The organism is Ruegeria sp. YTSA168 (assembly GCF_059610045.1).
In genome coordinates, this window is record NZ_JBXWMW010000012.1 from 73,950 (window position 1) to 95,471 (window position 21,522).

Here is a 21,522-nt window from a genome sequence, read left to right on the forward strand (position 1 = left end):
CCAGTGCGATGAGGCGAAAGATACATTCGAAAAGCAGAATAGTTTTGTGTAAATTTAGTGACAGTGTAGGCTTGGACTACAAGACCTATGGTCGTGAGGACGGTAACGCGCCAAGGTAACACAAAACAGATGCCGCCTCCGACCGAAGACCTTGGCGTTTGCACCTAGCAAACTGAGGGTAAGTCGAATGGCACAAACCAAGAAAATGCTGGATCCGGATCCACGGATCTATGATTTTGAGACCGAATACGAGCTGGGGCAGGATAATGTCCGACCCTTCGGTCTGGACATCCACAACCCGGTCTTTTTGATCTCAAGTATCCTGATCTTTGCGTTCGTTCTGATCGCTTTGGCCAATCAGGAATCCGCTGCTACATTCTTCGGTTGGCTGCGGCCCTGGCTGACCAGCACGTTTGACTGGTTTTTGGTGCTTTCAGTGGATGCAATCACCCTGTTCTGCCTTGTTCTGATCGTCCTGCCGGTTGGCAAGGTGCGGATCGGGGGCAAGGATGCCAAACCTGACTATTCCTATGCCGGATGGATTGCGATGATGTTCGCGGCCGGTATTGGCATCGGTCTCTTGTTCTTTGGTGTGATGGAACCGGTCTATTACAACTTTGCCGAAGGCGGAAACGCTGTGCCATTGGGTATCGACATCGCGGTTCCGGGCAATGAATACGCCGGTATTGTGGGGACGATCCACCATTGGGGTCTAGAAGGCTGGGCGGTGTACGCAGCTGTTGGTCTGAGCCTTGCGATCTTTGCCTATAATCTGGACCTGCCGCTGACCCTGCGGTCGGCTTTCTACCCGATCCTAGGCGAGCGCGTTTGGGGCTGGTGGGGCCACCTTATCGACACGCTGGCGGTATTTGCCACATTGTTCGGTCTGACAACCTCGCTGGGTCTGGGCGCACAACAGGTTGCGGCTGGACTGAACGAGGTGTTTGGTATCGAACCCAGCCCGACCGTGACTGTTCTGTTGATCATCGGGATCACGCTGATCGCTTTGGGGTCGGTCTTGATGGGCATGGATGCAGGTGTCAAACGGCTGAGCGAGATCAACATGATCATGGCCGTCGGCTTGTTCATCTTTGTGATCGTCGTGACCGGCGTCGGCACTGCCATCGCGCGATATTTCAACGTCATGGTCGACTATGTCTACCACCTTCCGGCCTTATCCAATCCGTTCGGGCGCGAAGACACCAGCTATTTCCATGGCTGGACAACCTTTTACTGGGCCTGGTGGATCGCGTGGTCACCCTTTGTGGGCATGTTCATCGCCCGCATCTCAAAGGGTCGCACGGTGCGTGAGTTTATCCTGTGCGCGCTACTGGCTCCGACAGCGGTCTGCGCGCTGTGGATGTCAACCTTTGGCGGCGCCGCCATCGACATGCTGAACGCGGGCGGAGCCGAAGGCGTGCGTGCCACGGTGATTGACAGCTATGCGCCCGAAGGTGCCTTGTTCGGCTTCCTGAAAGAGCTGCCGCTTTACGGGATCGTCGCGCCCATCGCGTTGGTCCTGATCGTAGTGTTCTTTGTCACCTCGTCGGACTCGGGCTCGCTGGTGATCGATACGATCACCGCAGGTGGCAAGATGGACGCGCCGGTGATCCAGCGGGTCTTCTGGTGCACGCTCGAAGGTCTGGTCGCCATCGCGCTGTTGCTGGGTGGCGGATTATCTGCCCTGCAGGGTGCCGCGGTGTCTACGGGCATACCGTTCACGCTGGTGGTTTTGATCATGTGCTACTGCCTGTGGCTGGCACTGAAATCAGAAAAGGCGAAGATGTAAAACGCCTTAAGCCATGAGAAAATGAAACGTCCGCCTATTTGGCGGGCGTTTTTTATGTGTGAGGTTGACCACAGAGAAAATCCAAAACCCGTCTATTCTACCCGCGTTGTTGTTTCATAGTTTAGCAAAGGTTTTCTCATGCAGCTTCATTCCGCCTCAGGCATTTCATTCAATCCCGATGTGTTCGATGAATCATTTGTCGATATGCTCGACAATCTTCCCGAAGATGCGGTCGAGGATATTGATATAGACGAAACTACTGAAATGCCGCTGATGACCGCCGCGCCAACCGCCGAGCCAAGTGACGCGGATGTTGCCGCGATCATGGAAAGCGCGTGGCAAGAGCTTTATAACTCTGAAGAGGGGGCCGATATCCGGTCGCTTCCCGAAGAACAGCAGGTACAGATTAAGGCGCGTTTCCTGTCGCCGGACCCGATCTCCGAAGCTGATGCCGCGACTGTCCCGATCGATGATGCGCCTTTCTCGATTGAAGAAACGGCGGACAGTCTAATCCTGATGCAAGGCAATACGCCACTGCTGGGCGCGCCTCTTGGGTCCAGCAAAAGCCAGAAGAAAAAGGCTGCATTGAATACGTTTATCGGCGCGGCAGCAAAGGCTTTTGCCGATATCATCACCATGGCGATGGCCGCCTTGGGGGTCTATCAAGCGCTAGGCAGCAAAACCGTGACAAAGGCAGGTGCCGGTATCGCTGTCAAATGTAGCAAACCGATTGCCCGCCATGCAGGTGCCATCGCAAAGGCTGGCAAAGCAGGCGGTGATGTCGCCAAGATGAAGGCCATGCTGGGCGTGGCCAAAGCATCGGTCGGCTTCACCAAGCTGGCAGGTATCGTTCTGACCGATATGAGCGGTCTGGAAAAGGCGGCCGCGATTGCCACCTGCGTGGGCGGCATGACACTGGCTTTGGCTTCGGCCAGCGGATCGTTCTGGCTGTCGATGGTCGCGATGGTCGCTGCGGTGGCGATGTTCGTAATCGATACCGCGCTGGCGGTTGATACCTACAAAAAGTGGCAGGCGATCTAGGCCGGAAACCAAGAACGCCCGCCAAAGTGGCGGGCGTTTGAAATCTGCAAGCGGTGAGATCCAACCTTAGCGGCGGATGCCCAGCTTTTTGATCAGGTCCTGGTAACGCGCTTCTTCTTTGCCCTTCAGGTAGTCCAGCAGCTTACGGCGCTGGGCGACCATTTTCAGCAGACCGCGACGACCATGGTTGTCTTTCTTGTGGGTCTTGAAGTGCTCTGTCAGGGTGTTGATGCGCGAGGTCAGGATGGCAACCTGGACTTCTGGCGAACCGGTGTCGCCGTCCTTGGTTGCGAATTCTTTCATGACGCGTGTTTTTTCAGCGGCAGTAATCGACATCGGGGTCTCCTTTAAAGGTTAGAGTTAATGGCGCAGGCCGGGATGTCGTCCAGCTCAGGCCCATGGAGAAATCCGCACCGATTCCGATACGGATGGGCGCGTATAGGCGCTTTTGCAGGGAATGGCAAAGGGATTCTGAGGGCCTAACCCATCGATCCATATTGGGCCAGCTCGGCCTCGGTGATCAGTTGAATATCGTCATGGCTGATACCGTCTGCGCCAAAGACCTGGGCAACCTCCTCTCCGTCGACCACGATGCGGGTTAGGTTGGGGTTGTCCTCATCCGGTTCGATCTGAATGTCGGGATTGGTTTGGTCTTCCCAAGTGATAAACAATTTGTCCTCACCCGGTTCAAAGCCCATGATGGTCACATCTTCGGCTTCCGAACTCAGGACGATGTCATCGGCCCCGTTGCCCCCGTTGGCCACATCTGATGTATGGGCCACGATAGTATCGTCCCCGTCGCCCCCGTTCAGAAAGTCGGTCTGGTCAAACCCTTCGTCGTCGCCGCCAAGCAGCAGATCATCGCCATCGCCCCCGAACAGCGTGTCCTGGCCCGCACCTCCGGTCAGCCTGTCATCGCCATATCCGCCATGCAGCGCGTCATCTCCTTTGTCGCCCGCCAGAGAGTCATCACCCTGACCACCATAGAGCGTATCGTCGCCTGCGCCCCCGTCCAGTTCATCGTCACCGAAATGACCCGCAAGTAAGTCGTCGCCCTGATTGCCGAACAGCAGGTCGTCACCGTCTTCGCCGTGCAGCGTATCCTGCCCATGACCGCCGGACATCACGTCCTGCCCGTCGCCGCCATGTATAACGTCATCGCCACATCCGCCATTGATCAGGTCATCACCGCCATAGCCGTTAATCTGGTCGTTCCCCTCCTGCCCGGTGATCTCATCCACACCGTCTGTTCCTGCGATCACCAGATCGCCCAGATGTTCGGAAATCACCGTGCCGGTTGAAATGTCGGGGATGTCGTCTGTCGCGGGCGGATCGACATTTTCGCCGACCTCCAGAAACTCTCCTTCCGGGATTTCGTCGGCAATGTTGTCCTGCGGTTCGTCTTCGTCCCGCTCGTCGTCTTCCGAGGTCAGGACATCGCTCATCGCATACGCCGCGCCGCCGACGGCTGCCAATCCAAGTAGTCCGGCCAGAAACATGGGAACCCTCCGAAAGCAAACTGCTCCGAGGGTGAACTATCCCATCCGACCTGTTGGTTGGTCAAAGCCAAGCTGGAGGTGTGGTTAACCCTTTGTCACCAGGCTTCGGGTTGTTGGGTGTAAGCGATGTAGAGCGGATGCTTGGGGTGCCTGTCTTTCGTCAGGCCCAGATGGAACAAAGGCTGGCCGGTGCTCCGCAGCAGCGCTTCAACCGCCGGGCCACGATCCAGATGCGCGCCGTGGGTACCCCAGGCGGCCACGACTTGATCGGCCCAGGTAACCCCGTCCAGAATGGCTGCGTCATTCGCGGACCCCACCGGATCGGCAGCCGCGCGCATCTTGCGCGGGTCAGTATCGCGCCAGGCAAAGATGTTGGTCACCTGAAACGCGCCGAACCCCAGGGCCCGCGCCCGGCGTTCACAGCGCTCGACCGTTGGGTCATTCTGTACTTCGGTCGCAGTCGAAGGATTCAGCATCACAAACAGCGCCTTGCGCCCGGTCGGGTCCCAGATGCGGGTCAGGCTATAGCGGTATTTTTCGCAATCGGAATAGATGGCGGTCGAGGGCGCGTCGCCCTTGGTATGGGTTCGGGTGATCATGCCCTTCGCCTAGCACGTGGATCAGGCAACGAACACCCGGCTGGGGTGCAATTCGCCGGATTTGTAGATGCCCACAGCCACGGCCTTTCCATCCAGCGAGGCCCAGGCCTCATCGCCATATTCCACGTCGCTGGCCAGTACCATGCCCGGATTGCCATTGCGCAGGCGGGTGGCGCCCTCAGCGGTGCATTTCAGTTCGGGCAAATCGGACAGCCCGGTTTCCAGCGGGTGCAGGTAATCATCCAACGCAATGGTTTTGGCCATCTCGTCGATTTGTTCGATGCTCAGACCATCCTCGACCTCGAAGGGGCCGGACCAGATGCGGCGCAGTTCTTTGACGTGGCCGTGGCAACCCAGCGCCGCCCCAAGATCACGGGCGATCGACCGCACGTAGCCGCCCTTGCCACAGGTCATTTCCAGCGTCACGTGGTCGGCGTCAGGACGGTCGACCAGAACCAGCTCCTCGACCCATAGCGGACGGGCCGCCAATTCCACATCCTCGCCATCACGGGCCAGTTTATAGGCGCGCTGGCCGTCGATCTTTACAGCTGAAAATTTGGGTGGGACCTGCATGATTTCGCCGATAAAGGGCGCAAGTGCCTCTTTGATCTCCTCATCCGAAGGGCGCGCATCGCTTTCGGCGATCACCTCACCTTCGGCATCGTCGGTATTGGTGGCCTGACCCAGCCGCACCGTGAACGTATAAGCCTTCAAAGCGTCGGTGATATAGGGAACGGTCTTGGTCGCCTCGCCCAGGGCTACGGCCAGAACGCCGGTGGCTTCGGGGTCAAGTGTCCCCGCATGGCCCGCCTTCTTGGCGTCCAGCGCCCAACGCACCTTGTTGACCACAGATGTCGAGGTCATGCCCGCAGGCTTGTCCACAACCAGCCAACCAGAGATATCGCGACCTTTGCGTTTGCGTCCCATTTTGCACCTAGAATCTTGCTGAGGCGCGCGAGTTAGCGGATCGCCCAGACGCTGTCAATTTACAGGCGTTTCCTCGACCACGCCGACGATCGGACCCAGCGAAAACCCGACATCCGACCGGTTGCTGGCGCGTTCATACATACGCGAGATATTGCCGTCAAAGAACAGCGCATTTGGTGTTTTCAGAACATCCCGAAACAGGCTGCCGAATTCATGAAAAGTGACGTAGTCATCCGAGATCGCGAACACTGCGCGCGTGCCTTCCGCGCTGGTGCCGACCCCATTGCGCACATAGACCGAGGTCGAATCGGGCAGAAAGCGCGGGTGTAGCGCACCATCGATCACCAACATCGGGCCGGATTGAGTGGCGAAGCGGCATTGGGGCGCCTGCTCGACAAAGGACATGGTCTCAAACACATCGGCGCGCCCGTCGCGGATGCAGAACACGCCATTAGGCAGCAAGCCGAAATTGCCGGGGCCCGGATTGGCAATCACGCGCATCTGCTCGTGACCCTCTTCAACATAGTGGCCGACGGGAGAACGATCATCGTGATACATGCCAGCGTTCATTGCAAAGGCCAGACGTTCGCCACCGGGGGCAAGCGCCTCGTTCACCGAGGAAAAATGCCCCAACAGATCGCCGGTTTCATCGTTCAGAAACAGGCGCAGGTCTTCGTTGGCGGCATCTACTTCGCAGATCGTATAGCGCTTGTCCTGATGCGTGACCTTCTCGCACGTCACCGCCCAGGCCTGCGCGGCCCAGAGGATTGCGCCTGATGTGACGGCCAGACGGATCACTCGTCCAGATCGCGGCGCACCGCGTCCTGTTCGAACATGCGGCGGGTGTCATCGAGCCGGTCGAACGTGTCATCCAGCCGAAACCGCAGATCGGGCGCAAACTTAAGACCGACTTTCTTGCCGACCATGCGGCGTAACTCACCCTTGTTGCGGGCGAGCAGTTCGATCACGTCCTCCTGCCCCTTGCCGCCCAGTGGCAGCACATAGGCGGTGGCGATTTTTAGATCCGGCGAGGTGCGTACTTCGCCGACTGTAATAGACATGCGGTTCAGGTCGGGGTCGTGGACATCTCCGCGCGCCAGAACCTCGGACAGGGTGCGGCGGATCAGTTCGCCGACACGCAGCTGTCGTTGGGACGGGCCGGGGCCATCATGGAATTTGTTCTTTGCCATGTCTCCGATCTAAGCACAAAGCGAGGCTTTGCCAAGCGGGCGCGAACGGGGTAGGAGGCTTTGAGCAGTTTGCAGCAAGGGAACATCGCCATGACCCATATTCCGGGGATCGTCATCACAGGGGCTTCGGGCCGTATGGGGCAGATGCTGATCAAGACTGTCACCGACAGTGATCAGGCGCGACTGGTTGGTGTGGTCGAGCGTACGGGCCATGACTGGATCGGTCAGGACGTTGGCGAAGCCATAGGCGGGCAGGCGCTGGGCGTGACCGTCACGAATGACCCGCTGGAGGCGTTTGCCCAGGCGCAGGCGGTGATCGATTTCACCGCGCCCGAGGCGACGCTGGAGTTTGCTGCGCTGGCCGCACAGGCGCGTTGCGTGCATGTTATCGGAACCACCGGAATGAGTGATGAACAAGTCGCGGCGCTGGAACCCGCGTCGCGGCATGCGGTGATCGTGCGTGCTGGAAACATGAGCCTCGGCGTCAACCTGCTGATGCAGCTGACCAAAAAGGTCGCGGCGGCGCTGGATGAAGATTTCGATATCGAGATCATCGAAGGCCACCACCACCACAAGGTCGATGCGCCCTCGGGCACAGCCCTTATGCTAGGTGAGGCCGCCGCCGAAGGGCGCGGTGTCAAACTGGCTGATGTCTCGGATCGGGGTCGCGACGGCATCACCGGCGCGCGCAAGCGTGGGGATATCGGATTCCACGCCATTCGTGGTGGCGACATTGTGGGGGAACATGACGTTCTGTTTGCCGCCCCTGGCGAACGCATTGTCCTGCGCCATCTGGCCACCGACCGCGCAATCTTTGCCCGAGGCGCGCTGAAAGCCGCGCTTTGGGGACAGGGCAAGCAACCGGGTCAGTATGACATGGTGGATGTTCTGGGATTATAGTGGCTAGAACAGCAATCTCAGATAACTATGTAAGACAAAGGCCGCACTCCAGAACAGGATCGCTGTTATCCAAGACGCACACCCTAGGGCTAAACTCAAAACCAGATTCCTGTTGGGTATAAGACGTATCGCATTGGTGGTGTGCTGATCCCAGCACTTTTCAGCCATGAAGAAATAGTTGCCTGCGCCATATGCGTTTAGAATGATCCGTCTGCGCGAGGGTGGGGTGCCGCGTGTTCTGATCCAGAACGAAATAAATTCATCCTTGAAATTGAAGGCTGGGCAGACTGAGGTGAGAAAAATCATGGCTGCAAAAACTGACAGACTCATGAGGGTTAAGCAGCCGAGTATGAATAACAGTACAGTCAGCAAGTCTGCCTCCGATCCGACGGATTCTAGAGTGCATCCCGTAAGAGAGGAATGCAATCACCCCGTGTGCAGAGCATAGGCCTGCTCCGCAAAGCTCGGCAGATGTTTGCAAAACAGTTGGCAGGCTGAATTCTGTGATCAACCCTCGCCAAGATGCCGGTCCACCATCCGCTGCACCATCGGGGCAAAATGAGCGAAATCCGGTGTTTCCATATCCGCGCGCTTGCCGGCTTCGTCGAGGTAGCGCACCTGAATGATCTCTTTCAGGTTTGGATTGGCCTCGAAGTCTTCCACTTCCTTGGCGCTCATGGGGCCACCTTGCAGCTCAAGCGTATGGACGGACGCGGTTGACAGCCGGTTGAAATATTCCGGCTTGGTGGCGCAGAGATAGCGCTTGGCCGCGACGTGATACCGGCAGCAATCGGTGATGACCGAGGGGAAGAACTGCTCCAGCACTTCAGCCCCGGCATCCTCGTGATGGCGGTCTTCGGTGTCATCGGGGTGATACGTGCCGAACTCGGACGTGAAGTGCCCGATATCGTGCAGCAATGCGCCTACGATGATCTCTTCGGGCATTCCGTTCTGTTCTGCGATTGTAGCGCCCTGCAACATATGCTCGGCCATGGTGACCGGTTCTCCCAGATACTCTTCACCGCCGCGACGTTCAAAGATGTCGCCGATGAAGGCCACGATATTGTCGCGGTTTAGGGTTGTGAAATCGGGTTTCATTCCGCAGCCTCCGGTTGGGCAATTTCCATTGCGGCCAAGGTCGACAGCAAGCCATCTTTGTCGGCGTAACATCCCTGCAGCCAACGTGAGCCCGCGCCGGAATAGCCCAGACGAGCGTGCAACACGCGAGTGTTGTCGACGATGAAGCTCTCACCCGGTTCCAGCTTGAAGGATACGCCCATCGCCGGATCATCGATGATGTCACCCAGTTGGCGATAGGCAGCGTAGTAGGCTTCCATCTTGTCAAAGGGCACGTCAACAAACGGGGCCGAGGAACGGTTGTTAAAGCGGATGCCGATCAGCTCACCATCTGGTGACAGTTCGATCATCGGGCGGCGCGAGCGCAGGCAGACGCCATCTGAGCCCTTGTATTCAAACCGGGCAGGGTAGCCCGTCAGCAGGGCAAAACCTTCGGGGTTCTGATCGCGCAGCTTTTCGGCCGCACGGAATCCATCGACCACGATGGAGTCGCCACCCTCGGCAGAGTTTTCCAGACAATAGAGGATTTGCAGCGTTGGCACCGGGTCGCGGTAAGGGTTGTCGGTATGGGCCTGTAATCCAAGCCCGGTATAAGCCAGGTTGGTCGGGTTCACCTCGGTTCGGACCTCAAAATAGGGGCCATAGTTGGTTTCGCGCACATAGCCGAACAGGTCGGCCACTTTCAGCAGCGATTCCGCCTCGGCCGGGCCGCCGGTTAGCTTGGCAAAACCAAACTCGGCGATCGCTGCCAACCAGTTGCGCTTGGCGGTGGGGGTTGCGTGAACCTCGGACCAATCACCGCTGGGCGCATCAATGCCGCGTTCCCATGTGGTGAGGCCATGCGCGACGCGGCCCAGTGCGGCATCGTGATCGCGGTCATAGCAATGTTCCGCCAGCCAGTCGGCGGGGAAAGTGACCGTCTTATCTTCGGGCTGAAACGTCACGTGCAGATCGCCCGCAACGACCTGTGCCGCGCTGACCGAGACGTCGGAGGGGATGTCACCGATGGTGATCAGGCGTTGGCCGTTGCCGGGCGCGCGAGTGTCCGGGTCCAGCGCGTTGTCGCGCAGCCAGATGGCGTGAAAGCGGGCCTCGGCCCCAGTGTCAAACACGACAGTGACGACCGAGGCGGTGTGAGTGGCTGTGCGCAGCATTGGGGTTCTCCTGTTCGGCGCGAGCTTTGGTTGAGCAGATACGCCGTTCATGGCATTACCACAATTAATCCTTCTTGCGGCTGAGGCTTGGAAAATCTTATGGCTAAGAAAAAGATCGGATTGCCGCCCTTGGACTGGTTACGCGTGTTCGAGGCTGCGGGCCGGTTGGGCGGGTTTTCGGCGGCGGCGAAAGAGTTTGGGCTGACTCAGGCGGCAGTCAGCCAGCGCATTGCCAACCTCGAATCCTGGCTGGGCCGGTCCTTGTTTGTGCGTGAAGCACGGGGCGTGTCACTGACGGTCGAAGGTGAAAGCTATCTGCCGCTGGTGCAGGACAGTTTACAGGCGCTGGAACGTAATACAGAAGATTTGTTCGGCAAATCCCCGCGCGAGCTGCGCGTCGCAGGGCTATCGTCGAGCATTCATGCGCTGGTTCTTCCCAGTCTGGACCGGTTTCAGGGCATGCGTCCCAAAGTGCGGGTGATGACCGATTCAGTGGCGCGGCGGTCATCGTTGGATGAGGAACGGACGTGGCTGCAAATCCGCTATGGGCGCGGGACATGGCCGGGGCGCGATGCTGCATTGATCGCGTCCGAAATACTGGTGCCGATAGCCGCGCCCGGTGTAGTTTGGGGCACACCGCTGATTGATCTGCGTGGCGAACGCCCGGGCTGGCGGGACTGGGCAAGGAAAACGGGCGGGGTGGAATTGCCACCGTCAAAAGTGAGCTTTGATTCGATGGAGCATGCGATTTCCGCAGCCCGTCAGGGGCAGGGTGTGGCACTGGGTTCGGTGCCTCTGGCACAAGCGGATTTGCGGTCGGGTCGATTGCGCAGGCTCGATTTGCCAGAATTGCAGACCAAGGATGGCTATTGGCTGACATGGCCCGAAGACCGAGCCAAGTCCAAAAAACAGCGTGCGTTGCTTCAGGACTTTCTGCAGGCGCTGCGCGGCTAGGCGCCTAGAAATCGATGGCGATGCCTTTTTTCTCCCAATCACCATAGCGGGCAGGGTCAGGTCCGTCGCGGCCGCCCAGTTCCTTGGGCAGTTCTTTTGCTTTGGCCTTTTTGCGGCGTTCCTCGGCCTCGGCCAATGCGCGCTGGGCGGCGGGGGGCAGGTCTGTGCGGTCGTCATTCATGACATCGGGTTCCTTTCCGTGCAGGGGCTTGATATACGCCCCCGTCCGCCCTTGGCAATGCGGGCGAGGGTCACATCAAAGGCGGTTCCATGTCCGACAACGCAACGGCGGCGCGACGCAGCGCGATCTATCTGCTGGATCAGATTCTGGGAGAAGGGCGGCTGCTGTCCGAATGTCTGGCCGTCGGCGCGTTGGACCGGCTGGGCCCCGAGGATCGAGCGCGGGCGCAGCGTCTGACGCTGGAAACCCTGCGCGGGCTGGAGCGCGCCGACCGGCTGCTCGACAATCATTTGAACCGGGCGCCTGCCCTGACGGTCCACAACGCTCTGCGCTTGGGGGCGGTCGAGCTGTGCAATGGCGAAGCGGCCCATGGGGTGGTGAATTCCATGGTCGAGATCATCAGCCGGTCACGCAAGCACGGGCGGCTGAAGGGTCTGGTTAACGCGGTATTGCGCAAGGTGGCGGCTGAAGGGCCCGAAGCATGGCCCAAGATGCGCGTTCCGCGTCTGCCCGAATGGTTGCGTGATCCCCTGATCACTGCTTGGGGCACGGATGCCGTTACTGGAATGGAACAGGCTCATTTTACCGGGGCTCCGTTGGATCTGACCGTGAAGCCGGGGGCTTCTGTCCCGTCGGGTGAAACCCTGCCAACTGGATCGGTACGTATCAAAGAGGCGGGTCAGATTTCGACCTTGCCAGGATATAAGGCCGGGGAATGGTGGGTGCAGGATGCAGCGGCCGCCCTGCCGGTGCGGGTAATGGCGCCAAAACCGGGAGAACGGGTGCTGGACCTTTGTGCCGCGCCGGGCGGCAAGACGATGCAACTGGCCGCTGCCGGAGCGGATGTCACGGCGCTGGATATCTCAGAGGCGCGTATCGAGCGGGTTCGAGAGAACCTTGTGCGGACCGGCCTGACTGCAACGGTTGTTGTCGGCGACGCGCTGGACCATGCGGGCCAATATGATGCGATCCTTCTGGATGCGCCCTGTTCTGCCACCGGCACCATCCGCCGGCACCCTGATCTGCCTTTTGCAAAGGACGGTTCCGAATTCGGTGGTCTGATTGACCTTCAGGCGCGAATGCTCGCCCATGCCTGGGGTCTGCTGAAACCGGGTGGTCGTTTGGTTTATTGTACCTGCTCCTTGTTGCCGGATGAAGGCGAGGTGCAGGTCGAAGAGGCGTTGGAAAGTCATCCCGACATGACTGTAGATCGCGCGGCGCTCAGCTTGCCGGGCGTGGACAGCAACTGGATCACCGAAGAAGGCGGCTTGCGCCTGCGGCCGGATTATTGGGCGGATCGGGGCGGCATGGATGGGTTCTACATCGCGTGCCTGAGTAAATCCGCCTGAGGTCACGCTTTTCGATGACTTGACGATCAGCCCGGTCTATCGTTGGGTCGCAAGCGCCAGCAGAGCGCAAGGGGCAGAGTAAAACGCGTCATGTCAGAAACGGACACCATGACCAGCCGGTGGATGCGGTTTCAGAACCGGTTTTATGCGCGTCTAAGTCAAAGACAGCGGGCGGTGACCGGGTTTGTTTTACAGCCTGAACCGCGTACCGTTGGGTCTTATGCGCGGGGGCGTCAGCTGGTCGCCGGAAACCTGCTGTTCTCCGGCTATCTGGTCGAGGCGCAAGACACTGGTTTGTGGGAAGTCGCGGCCCCAAGTGTTGGATTTGATGATGAACGCCACGGCTTTGCCTGGCTGGATGATCTGGCTGCGGTTGGAGACAGTCGTGCGCGGGAAAAGGCGCAGCGCTGGGTCTGGGGCTGGATCGCTGCCCATGGCCGCGGCCGCGGGCCCGGGTGGGTGCCCGATCTGACGGGCCGACGGGTTATGCGCTGGATCAACCATGCGCTGTTCTTGCTGCGCGGCGTCGATGATGCCCAAAGCAAGCTGTTTTTTCGGTCTCTGGCGCAACAAACGTGGTTCCTGTCCAAGCGTTGGCATGCGGCGACGCCGGGCCTGCCACGGTTCGAAGCGCTAGCTGGGCTGGTGCAATCGGGGTTGGCTTTGGAAGGGCTGGAGGCAATGGCTGACCCGGCAGTCCGCGCTCTGGCGCGGGAATGCGAACGTCAGGTGGATGCGCAAGGGGGCATCCCGACCCGCAACCCCGAGGAGTTGTTGGAAGTCTTCACCCTGCTCAGCTGGACCGCCGCCGCCCTGAACGATGTGGGCCGGGGTGCACCTGTGGCGCAGGCCAGCGCGATCAAGCGGATTGCTCCCACATTGCGCAGTTTGCGCCATGCGGATGGAGCCTTGGCCCGGTTCCATGGCGGCGGGCGCGGGGTCGAGGGACGGCTGGAACAGGCGCTGGCGCAAAGCGGGGTCAAACACAAGGCGGCGACCGAGCTGCCGATGGGGTATTCTTGCCTCTCTGCTGGACGGACCACGGTTGTTATCGATGCCAGCCCGCCGCCATCCGGTGCGGCCTCGTTCAACGCGCATGCCTCGACCTTGGCATTTGAACTAACGTCGGGCCGTCGGCCTCTGATCGTCAATTGCGGGTCTGGGGCCAGTTTCGGGCTGGATTGGCGACGGGCGGGCCGGGCAACGCCGTCGCATTCCACCTTATGTCTGGACGGCTATTCCAGCGCCCGGTTGGCCCAGCCGGTTCCAGGCAGTGAGCAGCAGGCGCTTGTAGATGCCCCACGCAGCGTTCCAACAGATTTCGAGGATGCAATCGCAGGCATCCGCTTTATGTCCGGGCATGACGGTTACGCCAAAGTGTTTGGCCTGACCCATGCGCGCACGTTTGAGTTGCGTTTTGACGGGCGTCAATTGACGGTCGAAGATATCCTTCTGACCGCAACCGATAAGGCCAAACGGCAATTTGACAAGGTAATGGATGCCTCGGGCCTCTCGGGTATGCCCTTTGATATCCGTTTTCACCTGCATCCGGATGTGGACACAGCGGTTGATCTGGGTGGCGCGGCGGTGTCGATGGCGCTCAAGAGCGGCGAGATCTGGGTTTTCCGCCATGATGGCATAGGAAAATTGGACGTTCAGCCAAGCGTTTACCTTGAAAAAGGCCGCCTAAAGCCACGCGCGACAAAACAGATCGTTCTATCTGGCCGCGCAATGGAGTATGCGACGCGCATCCAGTGGACGTTGAGCAAGGCGCAGGATACTGCCTATGCCGTGCGTGACCTGCACCGGGACGAGCCAGAATTCGACTGACGCCAAAAGGACCTTTGGACCCATGACAGATTTTCACCCCGTGCGCCGCGCGTTGCTTTCCGTTTCCGACAAGACCGGGTTGATCGAGCTGGGAAAGGCATTGGCCGAGCGCGGGGTTGAGTTGTTGTCGACCGGCGGTACTGCCAAGGCGCTGCGTGACGCGGGGCTTGAGGTTAAGGACGTCAGCGATGTGACCGGCTTCCCCGAGATGATGGATGGCCGTGTCAAGACGCTGCACCCTATGGTGCATGGCGGCTTGTTGGCGCTGCGTGACAACGACACCCATGTCGCCGCGATGGACGAACATGGCATCGGTGCAATCGACCTGTTGGTTGTGAACCTCTACCCGTTTGAGGCCACTGTCGCCAAAGGTGCAGGCTATGATGAATGCATCGAGAATATCGACATTGGCGGCCCAGCGATGATCCGCGCGGCTTCAAAAAACCATGCCTTTGTGAGTGTTGTTGTGGATGTCGAAGATTACTCGTCCCTGCTGGATCAGTTGGAAGAGAATTACGGCAAGACCTCATACGGGTTCCGGCAGTGGCTGGCCCAAAAGGCCTATGCCCGCACGGCGGCCTATGACACAGCGGTGTCGAATTGGATGGCTGACGCGCTGCAGCTTGAGGCGCCTACGCGCCGTGCCTTTGCCGGCGAACTGAAACAGACCCTGCGCTATGGTGAAAACAGCCATCAGCAGGCAGCGTTCTATACCGATGGTAGCGACCGTCCCGGTGTAGCGACCGCAGTTCAGCATCAGGGCAAAGAGCTGAGCTATAACAACATCAACGACACTGACGCGGCCTTTGAGCTGGTGGCGGAGTTTGACCCGGCACAGGGCGCGGCCTGCGCCATCATCAAACACGCCAACCCCTGTGGCGTAGCGACGGGCGCGACGTTGTTAGAGGCGTATAAATCGGCCTTCGATTGTGATCGGACCTCAGCCTTTGGGGGCATTGTGGCGCTGAACCAACCGCTCGATGCGGAAACTGCGCAAGAAATCACCGGGATCTTCACTGAGGTCGTTATCGCGCCGGGCGCGTCGGATGAGGCCAAGGCGATCTTTGCGGCCAAGAAGAATCTACGCCTGTTGACCACCGAAGGTCTGCCGGATGTAACGGCGGGCGGTAAAACCGTGCGTCAGGTGGCCGGTGGCCTGCTGGTTCAGGACAAGGATAACGGTTTCGTTGGCATGGATGACCTGAAGGTGGTCACCAAGAAAGCGCCGACTGAAGACCAAATGCGCGATCTGCTGTTCGCCTGGAAAGTGGCCAAGCATGTCAAATCCAACGCTATCGTTTACGTCAAAGGCGGTGCTACCGTAGGCGTCGGTGCTGGGCAGATGAGCCGCGTGGACTCGGCACTTATTGCGGCCAAGAAAGCCGAACGCATGGCCGAGGCGCTAGGCTTGGCCGAATCGCTGACCATCGGCTCGGCCGTGGCGTCGGACGCGTTCTTCCCCTTCCCCGACGGTCTGATGGAAGCGGCCCAAGCCGGTGCCACCTGCGTGATCCAACCGGGTGGCTCAATGCGCGATGATGAGGTGATCGCAGCGGCAGATGAGGCCGGGCTGGCGATGGTCTTCACCGGCATGCGGCACTTCCGGCACTGATGTCCTATCGGCTGCTCTACTGGGCTGCACTGGCAGCCATTCTGATCGACCAGATCAGCAAGTATCTGGTCGTTCGGGTCATGCGCGTGGCCGAACAGCCAGGCGGTATCGACGTGCTGCCGCCTTTGGTTGTGTTCAAATACGGTGAAAATCGCGGCATCAATTTTGGTCTGTTTCAGGGTGATTCCGATGCCGCGCGCTGGGTTCTGGTCGCGATTTCCGTTGCGATTTGTATCGCCGTTTTTGTCTGGCTGCGCCGTTCAACACCGTCCAAACTGATGCTGATCTGCGGTGGGTTCTTGATCGGTGGAGCGCTGGGCAATGTGGTCGACCGGGTGCTTTATGGTTTTGTTCTGGATTTCCTGAACATGTCTTGCTGCGGTATCAACAACCCGTATGTGTTTAATTTGGCGGATGTTTTTGTCTTCGCAGGGGCCATTGGGCTCGTTCTGTTCGATGGGAAAAAGCCCTCGTGACGCGCCGATGGATTTGCGGTAAAACGTCCGAAACTGGTTGGAGACTCTGATGCGGTTGTCGCGCGCACCCTATGTTTTGATCTTTGCCGCTGCGGTTGCGGCGTGCTCGAACCCTGGTTTGCGCGAACTGACGCCTCCGGGGGATGGCCCCGATGAGTTCTCGGTGCTGCCGGTCAAACCTCTGACAGAACCCAAGGATTATGCATTTCTGCCCGCCCCAACCCCGGGTGGTAGTAATCTGACAGATCCGAATCCCAAGGCAGATGCGGTTCTTGCACTGGGTGGTAACCCGGCAGCGACGAATCCGAACGGGGCGATCCCGGCCTCGGATTCCGCGCTGGTGACCGCGACCAGCCGCTATGGTGTGCCGGCGAATACGCGCCAGATCGTTCAGGCCGAAGACGATGAGTTCCGCCAGCGTCGTGGCCGGTGGACCGGCCTGCGCCTGTTCCCGGTGGATCGCTATCAGCAGGTCTATGAACGTCAGGCGTTGGACCCCTTTGCGCAGACGGAAGCTGCCCGTCGTGCCGGGCTCGAAACGCCCTCGTCACCGCCAGATGAATAAATTTTAACTTTTTGTCATCTGACTTGAACCTGCCGCGTACCACCGTAGTTTATGCTCATAACGAAACGGAGGATGCCCCATGGTTCGGGCCTTGGCACTTTCTGCCGCCCTGATTGCCGCGACCCCGGTTTTTGCCGAGGATGGTCAAGAAGCGGTCACGACATTTACGCTTGATAACGGAATGGAAGTGGTCGTGGTCGAAGACCACCGTGCGCCTGTCGTGCAGCATATGGTCTGGTATCGGGCGGGGTCGGCGGATGAGCCTGCGGGTGTATCAGGTATCGCGCATTTCCTGGAACATCTGATGTTCAAAGGGACGGACACCCTGAAACAGGGGGAGTTTTCGGCTACGGTCGCAGCCAATGGCGGCGATGATAACGCCTTCACCTCATACGACTACACCGCCTATTTCCAGCGCGTCGCTGCGGATCGGCTGGAGCTAATGATGCAGATGGAATCCGACCGGATGCGAAATCTGCGTCTGACCGAAAACGATATCACCGCTGAACGCGGCGTGATTCTGGAAGAGCGGAACCAGAGAACCGAAAACAACCCACGTGCCTTGTTTGGCGAACAGCTGAGCGCGGCACAGTATCTCAACCATGGCTACGGCATGCCAATCATCGGCTGGATGCATGAGATGGAGGCGCTGGACATGGACGATGCGCTGTCCTTTTACGCAGATCACTATGCACCAAACAACGCCATCCTTGTAGTCACCGGTGATGTGGATCCTGAAGAGGTGCGCGCGTTGGCCGATCAATATTATGGCGTTATCCCATCAAATCCCGAGATTGCCGAGCGTGCCCGCCCACAGGAACCACCGCAGACAGCGGAGCGTCGCCTGACCTACAAGGACCCGCGCGTGGCGCAACCCTATGTGCACCGTACCTATCTGGCACCCGAACGTGACCCGGGCGCGCAGGAGAAAGCCGCCGCCCTGTTCCTACTGGCCGAACTGTTGGGGGGCAGCACAACCTCGTATTTAAACGAAGAACTGCAATTCGATCAGCAGATCGCCGTCTATACCGGTGCGTTCTATCGCGGCGTATCGCTGGATGACACGACCTTTGATCTGCTGGTTGTCCCAGCGCAGGGCGTAACGTTGCAAGAGGCCGAAGACGCCATGGATCAGGCCGTAGCAGACTTCATCGCTGAAGGGGTGAACCAAGAGGATCTGGACCGGATCAAGATGCAGCTCCGCGCCTCACAGATCTATGCCCGCGACAATGTAGATGGGATTGGCAACCGTTATGGCCGTGCCTTGGCCAGTGGTCTGACCGTTGAAGATGTACAGGCCTGGCCGGATGTTCTGCAGAATGTCACGAGCGAAGAGATCATCGCTGCCGCGCGCGAGGTTTTGCAGCGCGAAACCTCGGTGACCGGCTGGCTGATGCGCGACGATGAGGTGACGCAATGAAACGGCTTTTTACAACTCTGGTCGCCCTTTTGGTTGCGCTGCCCGCATGGGCTGAGATCGAAATCAAAGAGGTGACGTCGCCCGGAGGTATCACCGCCTGGCTGGTCGAGGATCACGCGATCCCGTTCACCGCGCTGGAATTGCGGTTCCGTGGTGGGACATCACTGGATGACCCCGAAAAACGCGGTGCGGTATACCTGATGAGCGGTTTGATCGAAGAAGGTGCAGGCGATATGGACGCCCGTACCTATGCCCGCGAGCTTGAAGCGCTGGCCGCGTCATTCAGCTACAACGCGAGCGATGACACCGTCTCGATCTCAGCGCGCTTTCTGACCGAGAACCGCGATGAGGTGACGGACCTTCTGCGCACCACGATCCACGAACCCAGGTTTGATGAGGACGCGGTCGAGCGGGTCAAGGCGCAGATCCTATCCGGACTCAAATCAGATGCCAACGACCCCAATGACATTGCTGGCCTTAGCTTTTCGGCCATGGCATATGGCGATCACCCCTACGGGACCGAAGGGAAAGGCACCATCGACAGTGTTGCATCCCTGACCCGCGATGACGTGGTCGAGGCGTATGACAATGTCTTCGCCAAAGACCGGATTTATGTCGGTGCGGTTGGTGACATCACCGCCGAAGAACTGGGCGTGCTTCTGGACAAATTGCTGGCTGATCTGCCTGACAGCGCAAAGCCAATTCCGGGCAAGGCAGAAGTGTCGATCGAAGGCGGGGTCACCGTTGTCGACTTTGACACGCCGCAATCGGTTGCCTTGTTCGCCCAGAAAGGGATCGACCGGGACGATCCGGATTTCTTCGCGGCCTATATCTTGAATCACATCCTTGGCGGCGGTGGGTTTGAAAGTCGCCTGATGCAGGAGGTGCGCGAAAAGCGCGGCCTGACTTACGGTGTCGGCACCTATCTTGTGCCCAAGGATTTGGCCTCGGTCTATATTGGATCGGTCTCATCCTCCAATGATCGCATCGCCGAAGCGGTTGAGGTCATTCGTGACGAATGGGCACGCGCCGCTAGCGAAGGCGTGACAAAGAAAGAACTGGATGATGCCAAGACCTATCTGACGGGGGCGTACCCTTTGCGCTTTGACGGCAATGGTCAGATCGCCGGGATCATGGTTGGAATGCAGATGGAAGGTCTGCCTATCGATTATATTGCAACCCGCAACGATCAGGTGAATGCGGTGACCTTGGAGGATGTGAATCGGGTCGCGAGTGAACTGCTGGACCCAGAAGGTTTGCATTTCACCGTTGTGGGTAAGCCGGTCGGCCTGGACGGATAACGTTCAGGCCGCGGCCGCCAACATCGTGCGCGCCTTCACCGTGTGATTGTTGCTGCTCAGCAGTTTCTGGCGCGCATGCCGGAAATGCGCGGCCTTGAGCGCATCGTCGATCTGTTGGTTGCGTCGCAATACTTGGCCAAGGCGCTGGCTGTCAAAGACCAGACAGGTGGTCGGTTCGTCGGTGCGCACCGTGGCTGTGGCGGGCAGGCCGATGCCGAATGTCAGCTCTCCCAATATCTGATCGGGGCCACATTGATTGATGACCTGACTGTTCTTCAGGATCGTTGTTCGGCCCGACAGGACGTAAGCGAGAAAGTCAATGGTCATGCCGTCTTCGATCAGGGTAACGCCGGGTTCGTATGTGATCAGCTTTGCCGTATTCAGCAGCTTGCGCGCGTGATGGGGTTTGAGCGTTTCAAGGTAGTTGTCAACGAACTGTCGTTCGGGCTCGGAAAATCGCACCAGATGATGCGACAGATATCCGCGCAACAGGCCCAGCACCGAGATCAGGATGTAAGCCAGCTGGATGATTGATCCTGCCAGATTGAACTCTTCCGCCATGCTGATCAGCACGCAACTTGCCGCAACGATGACCAGAACGGGATATAGAACGCCGGACCCGCGCACGATCCCCATCTGCAAAAGAAAGTAGTTGAGGATGTATAACCCGGCTCCAAATACGCCGATCATAACGATCAGCTGTGCAATGTCTGTGACGTCTGTCGGCAGTGTTAGCATCTTCAGGCCCACCCTTGCGATGTGATGGGCCCAAGATTGTGTTCAAGACCATGCGCTGTATATGAACAGCTTCACAGGCTATTAATCATTAAGTCCGTGTTTTTGCCTGAGCGCGCAGCATACCCCCCATCATCTGCCCGAACTTTCCCGAACCGCGCTGATAAAGCGCTCCGTCCACGGCCATTACCGTTCCGCTGATGTAACTGGCCAGGTCCGAGCTGAGAAACAGACAGGCATTGGCCACATCCTGCGGCTGCCCCCAGCGGCCTAGTGGGATGTCCTTGCGAATTTCTTCATGCGCGTCTTCGGAAGGTGTCAGGCGCTTGGCGCCTTCGGTTCCTTCGATGAACCCAGGCACGACCGAGTTCACCCGGATGCCTTCGATCCCCCATTCCATCGACAGCGTCCGCGTGATTTGGTCTACGCCTGCTTTGGCGGCGCAGACATGGGATTGGCCTTCGTAAGGTAGATAGGATTGTGGGGCTGAGATGTTGATGATGCTTGCGCCGGGACGTTTCAGATAGGGGTAGGCCCCTTTCATCACATGGATCGTGCCCATCAGGTCGATGTCAATCACCGTCTTGAAGGCGTTGATCGACATCTCAGCCGCCAGCGCCGGAAAGTTGCCCGCCGCGCCCGAAACCAGAACGTCGAATGCGCCGAGCGCATCGTGGAACTGTTTCAGGCCTTCTGCAACGGCCTCGGGATCGCGCACATCAAAGGCTGCTCCGATGACCTGTTCAGCGCCCGCCTCTTTCAGAGCTGCGATGGTATCATCCACTTTTTCCTGCGACCGGCTGGCCACAGCCAGTTTCGCGCCCGAGGCTGCAAAGGCCTCGGCAATGCCACGATTAATACCGCTGGTCCCGCCAATGACGATGACGGTCTTTCCTGAAAAATCCATGTAGGCCTCCGTTGGC

22 protein-coding genes are annotated in these 21,522 nt (G+C 58.9%); 11 read left to right on the forward strand and 11 right to left on the reverse strand.

Annotated features, from left to right (window positions below):
* Positions 1–187 precede the first annotated feature (187 nt).
* Both AC2FFE_RS17490 and AC2FFE_RS17495 read left to right on the forward strand, forming a co-directional pair.
* Positions 188–1,789: a BCCT family transporter gene (locus AC2FFE_RS17490; protein ID WP_480826303.1), complete on the forward strand. Its 1,602-nt coding sequence runs from the start codon at positions 188–190 to the stop codon at positions 1,787–1,789.
* Positions 1,790–1,927: 138 nt separating this feature from the next.
* Complete coding sequence (locus AC2FFE_RS17495; protein WP_496847239.1) at positions 1,928–2,830, forward strand: hypothetical protein; 903 nt, start codon at positions 1,928–1,930, stop codon at positions 2,828–2,830.
* Positions 2,831–2,896: 66 nt separating this feature from the next.
* On the opposite strand, the gene rpsO is transcribed toward AC2FFE_RS17495, so the two are convergent.
* The 6 genes from rpsO to rbfA form a co-directional block, all read right to left on the reverse strand.
* Positions 2,897–3,166: a 30S ribosomal protein S15 gene (gene rpsO / locus AC2FFE_RS17500; protein ID WP_170428415.1), complete on the reverse strand. Its 270-nt coding sequence runs from the start codon at positions 3,164–3,166 to the stop codon at positions 2,897–2,899.
* A gap of 143 nt (positions 3,167–3,309) precedes the next feature.
* Positions 3,310–4,329, reverse strand: a complete 1,020-nt coding sequence (locus AC2FFE_RS17505) for a calcium-binding protein (protein ID WP_496847240.1) — start codon at positions 4,327–4,329, stop codon at positions 3,310–3,312.
* 95 nt (positions 4,330–4,424) lie between these two features.
* Complete coding sequence (locus AC2FFE_RS17510; RefSeq protein ID WP_496847241.1) at positions 4,425–4,928, reverse strand: DUF1643 domain-containing protein; 504 nt, start codon at positions 4,926–4,928, stop codon at positions 4,425–4,427.
* 21 nt (positions 4,929–4,949) lie between these two features.
* A complete protein-coding gene (gene truB / locus AC2FFE_RS17515) occupies positions 4,950–5,855 on the reverse strand; it encodes a tRNA pseudouridine(55) synthase TruB (RefSeq protein ID WP_496847242.1) in 906 nt (301 codons plus the stop codon).
* A 54-nt stretch (positions 5,856–5,909) separates the two neighbouring features.
* A complete protein-coding gene (locus tag AC2FFE_RS17520) occupies positions 5,910–6,653 on the reverse strand; it encodes a phosphodiester glycosidase family protein (protein WP_496847243.1) in 744 nt (247 codons plus the stop codon).
* Positions 6,650–7,045 carry a 30S ribosome-binding factor RbfA gene (rbfA, locus tag AC2FFE_RS17525; protein WP_496820616.1) on the reverse strand — a complete coding sequence of 132 codons (396 nt, stop codon included), beginning with the start codon at positions 7,043–7,045 and terminating at the stop codon, positions 6,650–6,652. The genes AC2FFE_RS17520 and rbfA overlap by 4 nt, the downstream gene beginning before the upstream one ends.
* Before the next feature lie 90 nt (positions 7,046–7,135).
* On the opposite strand from rbfA, the gene dapB reads away from it, so the two are divergent.
* Positions 7,136–7,945, forward strand: coding sequence for a 4-hydroxy-tetrahydrodipicolinate reductase (gene dapB / locus AC2FFE_RS17530; RefSeq protein WP_496820617.1), 810 nt, complete (start codon positions 7,136–7,138; stop codon positions 7,943–7,945).
* Between the two features lie 507 nt (positions 7,946–8,452).
* Here the strand turns inward: dapB and tmpB are convergent.
* Positions 8,453–9,043 carry a (R)-1-hydroxy-2-trimethylaminoethylphosphonate oxygenase gene (gene tmpB, locus AC2FFE_RS17535; protein WP_496820619.1) on the reverse strand — a complete coding sequence of 197 codons (591 nt, stop codon included), beginning with the start codon at positions 9,041–9,043 and terminating at the stop codon, positions 8,453–8,455.
* Entirely contained in the window at positions 9,040–10,176 is a 1,137-nt protein-coding gene (gene tmpA / locus AC2FFE_RS17540; protein ID WP_496820620.1) for a 2-trimethylaminoethylphosphonate dioxygenase, read from the reverse strand. The genes tmpB and tmpA overlap by 4 nt, the downstream gene beginning before the upstream one ends.
* 99 nt (positions 10,177–10,275) lie before the next feature.
* Between tmpA and AC2FFE_RS17545 the strand changes: the two genes are divergently transcribed.
* Positions 10,276–11,130, forward strand: coding sequence for a LysR family transcriptional regulator (locus AC2FFE_RS17545; RefSeq protein WP_496820621.1), 855 nt, complete (start codon positions 10,276–10,278; stop codon positions 11,128–11,130).
* A gap of 4 nt (positions 11,131–11,134) precedes the next feature.
* Here the strand turns inward: AC2FFE_RS17545 and AC2FFE_RS17550 are convergent, their stop codons facing one another.
* Entirely contained in the window at positions 11,135–11,311 is a 177-nt protein-coding gene (locus AC2FFE_RS17550) for a DUF1674 domain-containing protein (RefSeq protein WP_496820622.1), read from the reverse strand.
* An 89-nt stretch (positions 11,312–11,400) separates the two neighbouring features.
* Between AC2FFE_RS17550 and AC2FFE_RS17555 the strand changes: the two genes are divergently transcribed.
* From AC2FFE_RS17555 to AC2FFE_RS17585, 7 genes are all read left to right on the forward strand, one after another.
* Positions 11,401–12,660 carry an RsmB/NOP family class I SAM-dependent RNA methyltransferase gene (locus AC2FFE_RS17555; RefSeq protein ID WP_496820623.1) on the forward strand — a complete coding sequence of 420 codons (1,260 nt, stop codon included), beginning with the start codon at positions 11,401–11,403 and terminating at the stop codon, positions 12,658–12,660.
* 90 nt (positions 12,661–12,750) lie between these two features.
* Positions 12,751–14,490, forward strand: a complete 1,740-nt coding sequence (locus tag AC2FFE_RS17560; protein WP_496820624.1) for a heparinase II/III family protein — start codon at positions 12,751–12,753, stop codon at positions 14,488–14,490.
* A 22-nt stretch (positions 14,491–14,512) separates the two neighbouring features.
* Positions 14,513–16,102, forward strand: a complete 1,590-nt coding sequence (gene purH, locus AC2FFE_RS17565; RefSeq protein WP_496820625.1) for a bifunctional phosphoribosylaminoimidazolecarboxamide formyltransferase/IMP cyclohydrolase — start codon at positions 14,513–14,515, stop codon at positions 16,100–16,102.
* Positions 16,102–16,578: a signal peptidase II gene (gene lspA, locus AC2FFE_RS17570; RefSeq protein ID WP_496820626.1), complete on the forward strand. Its 477-nt coding sequence runs from the start codon at positions 16,102–16,104 to the stop codon at positions 16,576–16,578. Before purH ends, lspA begins: the two co-directional genes overlap by 1 nt.
* Before the next feature lie 49 nt (positions 16,579–16,627).
* Positions 16,628–17,143 carry a DUF3035 domain-containing protein gene (locus AC2FFE_RS17575; RefSeq protein WP_496820627.1) on the forward strand — a complete coding sequence of 172 codons (516 nt, stop codon included), beginning with the start codon at positions 16,628–16,630 and terminating at the stop codon, positions 17,141–17,143.
* Positions 17,144–17,222: 79 nt separating this feature from the next.
* Positions 17,223–18,563, forward strand: coding sequence for a M16 family metallopeptidase (locus AC2FFE_RS17580; RefSeq protein WP_496820628.1), 1,341 nt, complete (start codon positions 17,223–17,225; stop codon positions 18,561–18,563).
* Entirely contained in the window at positions 18,560–19,864 is a 1,305-nt protein-coding gene (locus AC2FFE_RS17585; protein ID WP_496847244.1) for a M16 family metallopeptidase, read from the forward strand. The genes AC2FFE_RS17580 and AC2FFE_RS17585 overlap by 4 nt, the downstream gene beginning before the upstream one ends.
* 3 nt (positions 19,865–19,867) lie before the next feature.
* Here the strand turns inward: AC2FFE_RS17585 and AC2FFE_RS17590 are convergent, their stop codons facing one another.
* Positions 19,868–20,602: a Crp/Fnr family transcriptional regulator gene (locus tag AC2FFE_RS17590; RefSeq protein ID WP_496820630.1), complete on the reverse strand. Its 735-nt coding sequence runs from the start codon at positions 20,600–20,602 to the stop codon at positions 19,868–19,870.
* A gap of 88 nt (positions 20,603–20,690) precedes the next feature.
* Positions 20,691–21,506, reverse strand: a complete 816-nt coding sequence (locus AC2FFE_RS17595) for an SDR family oxidoreductase (RefSeq protein WP_496820631.1) — start codon at positions 21,504–21,506, stop codon at positions 20,691–20,693.
* Positions 21,507–21,522 lie beyond the last annotated feature (16 nt).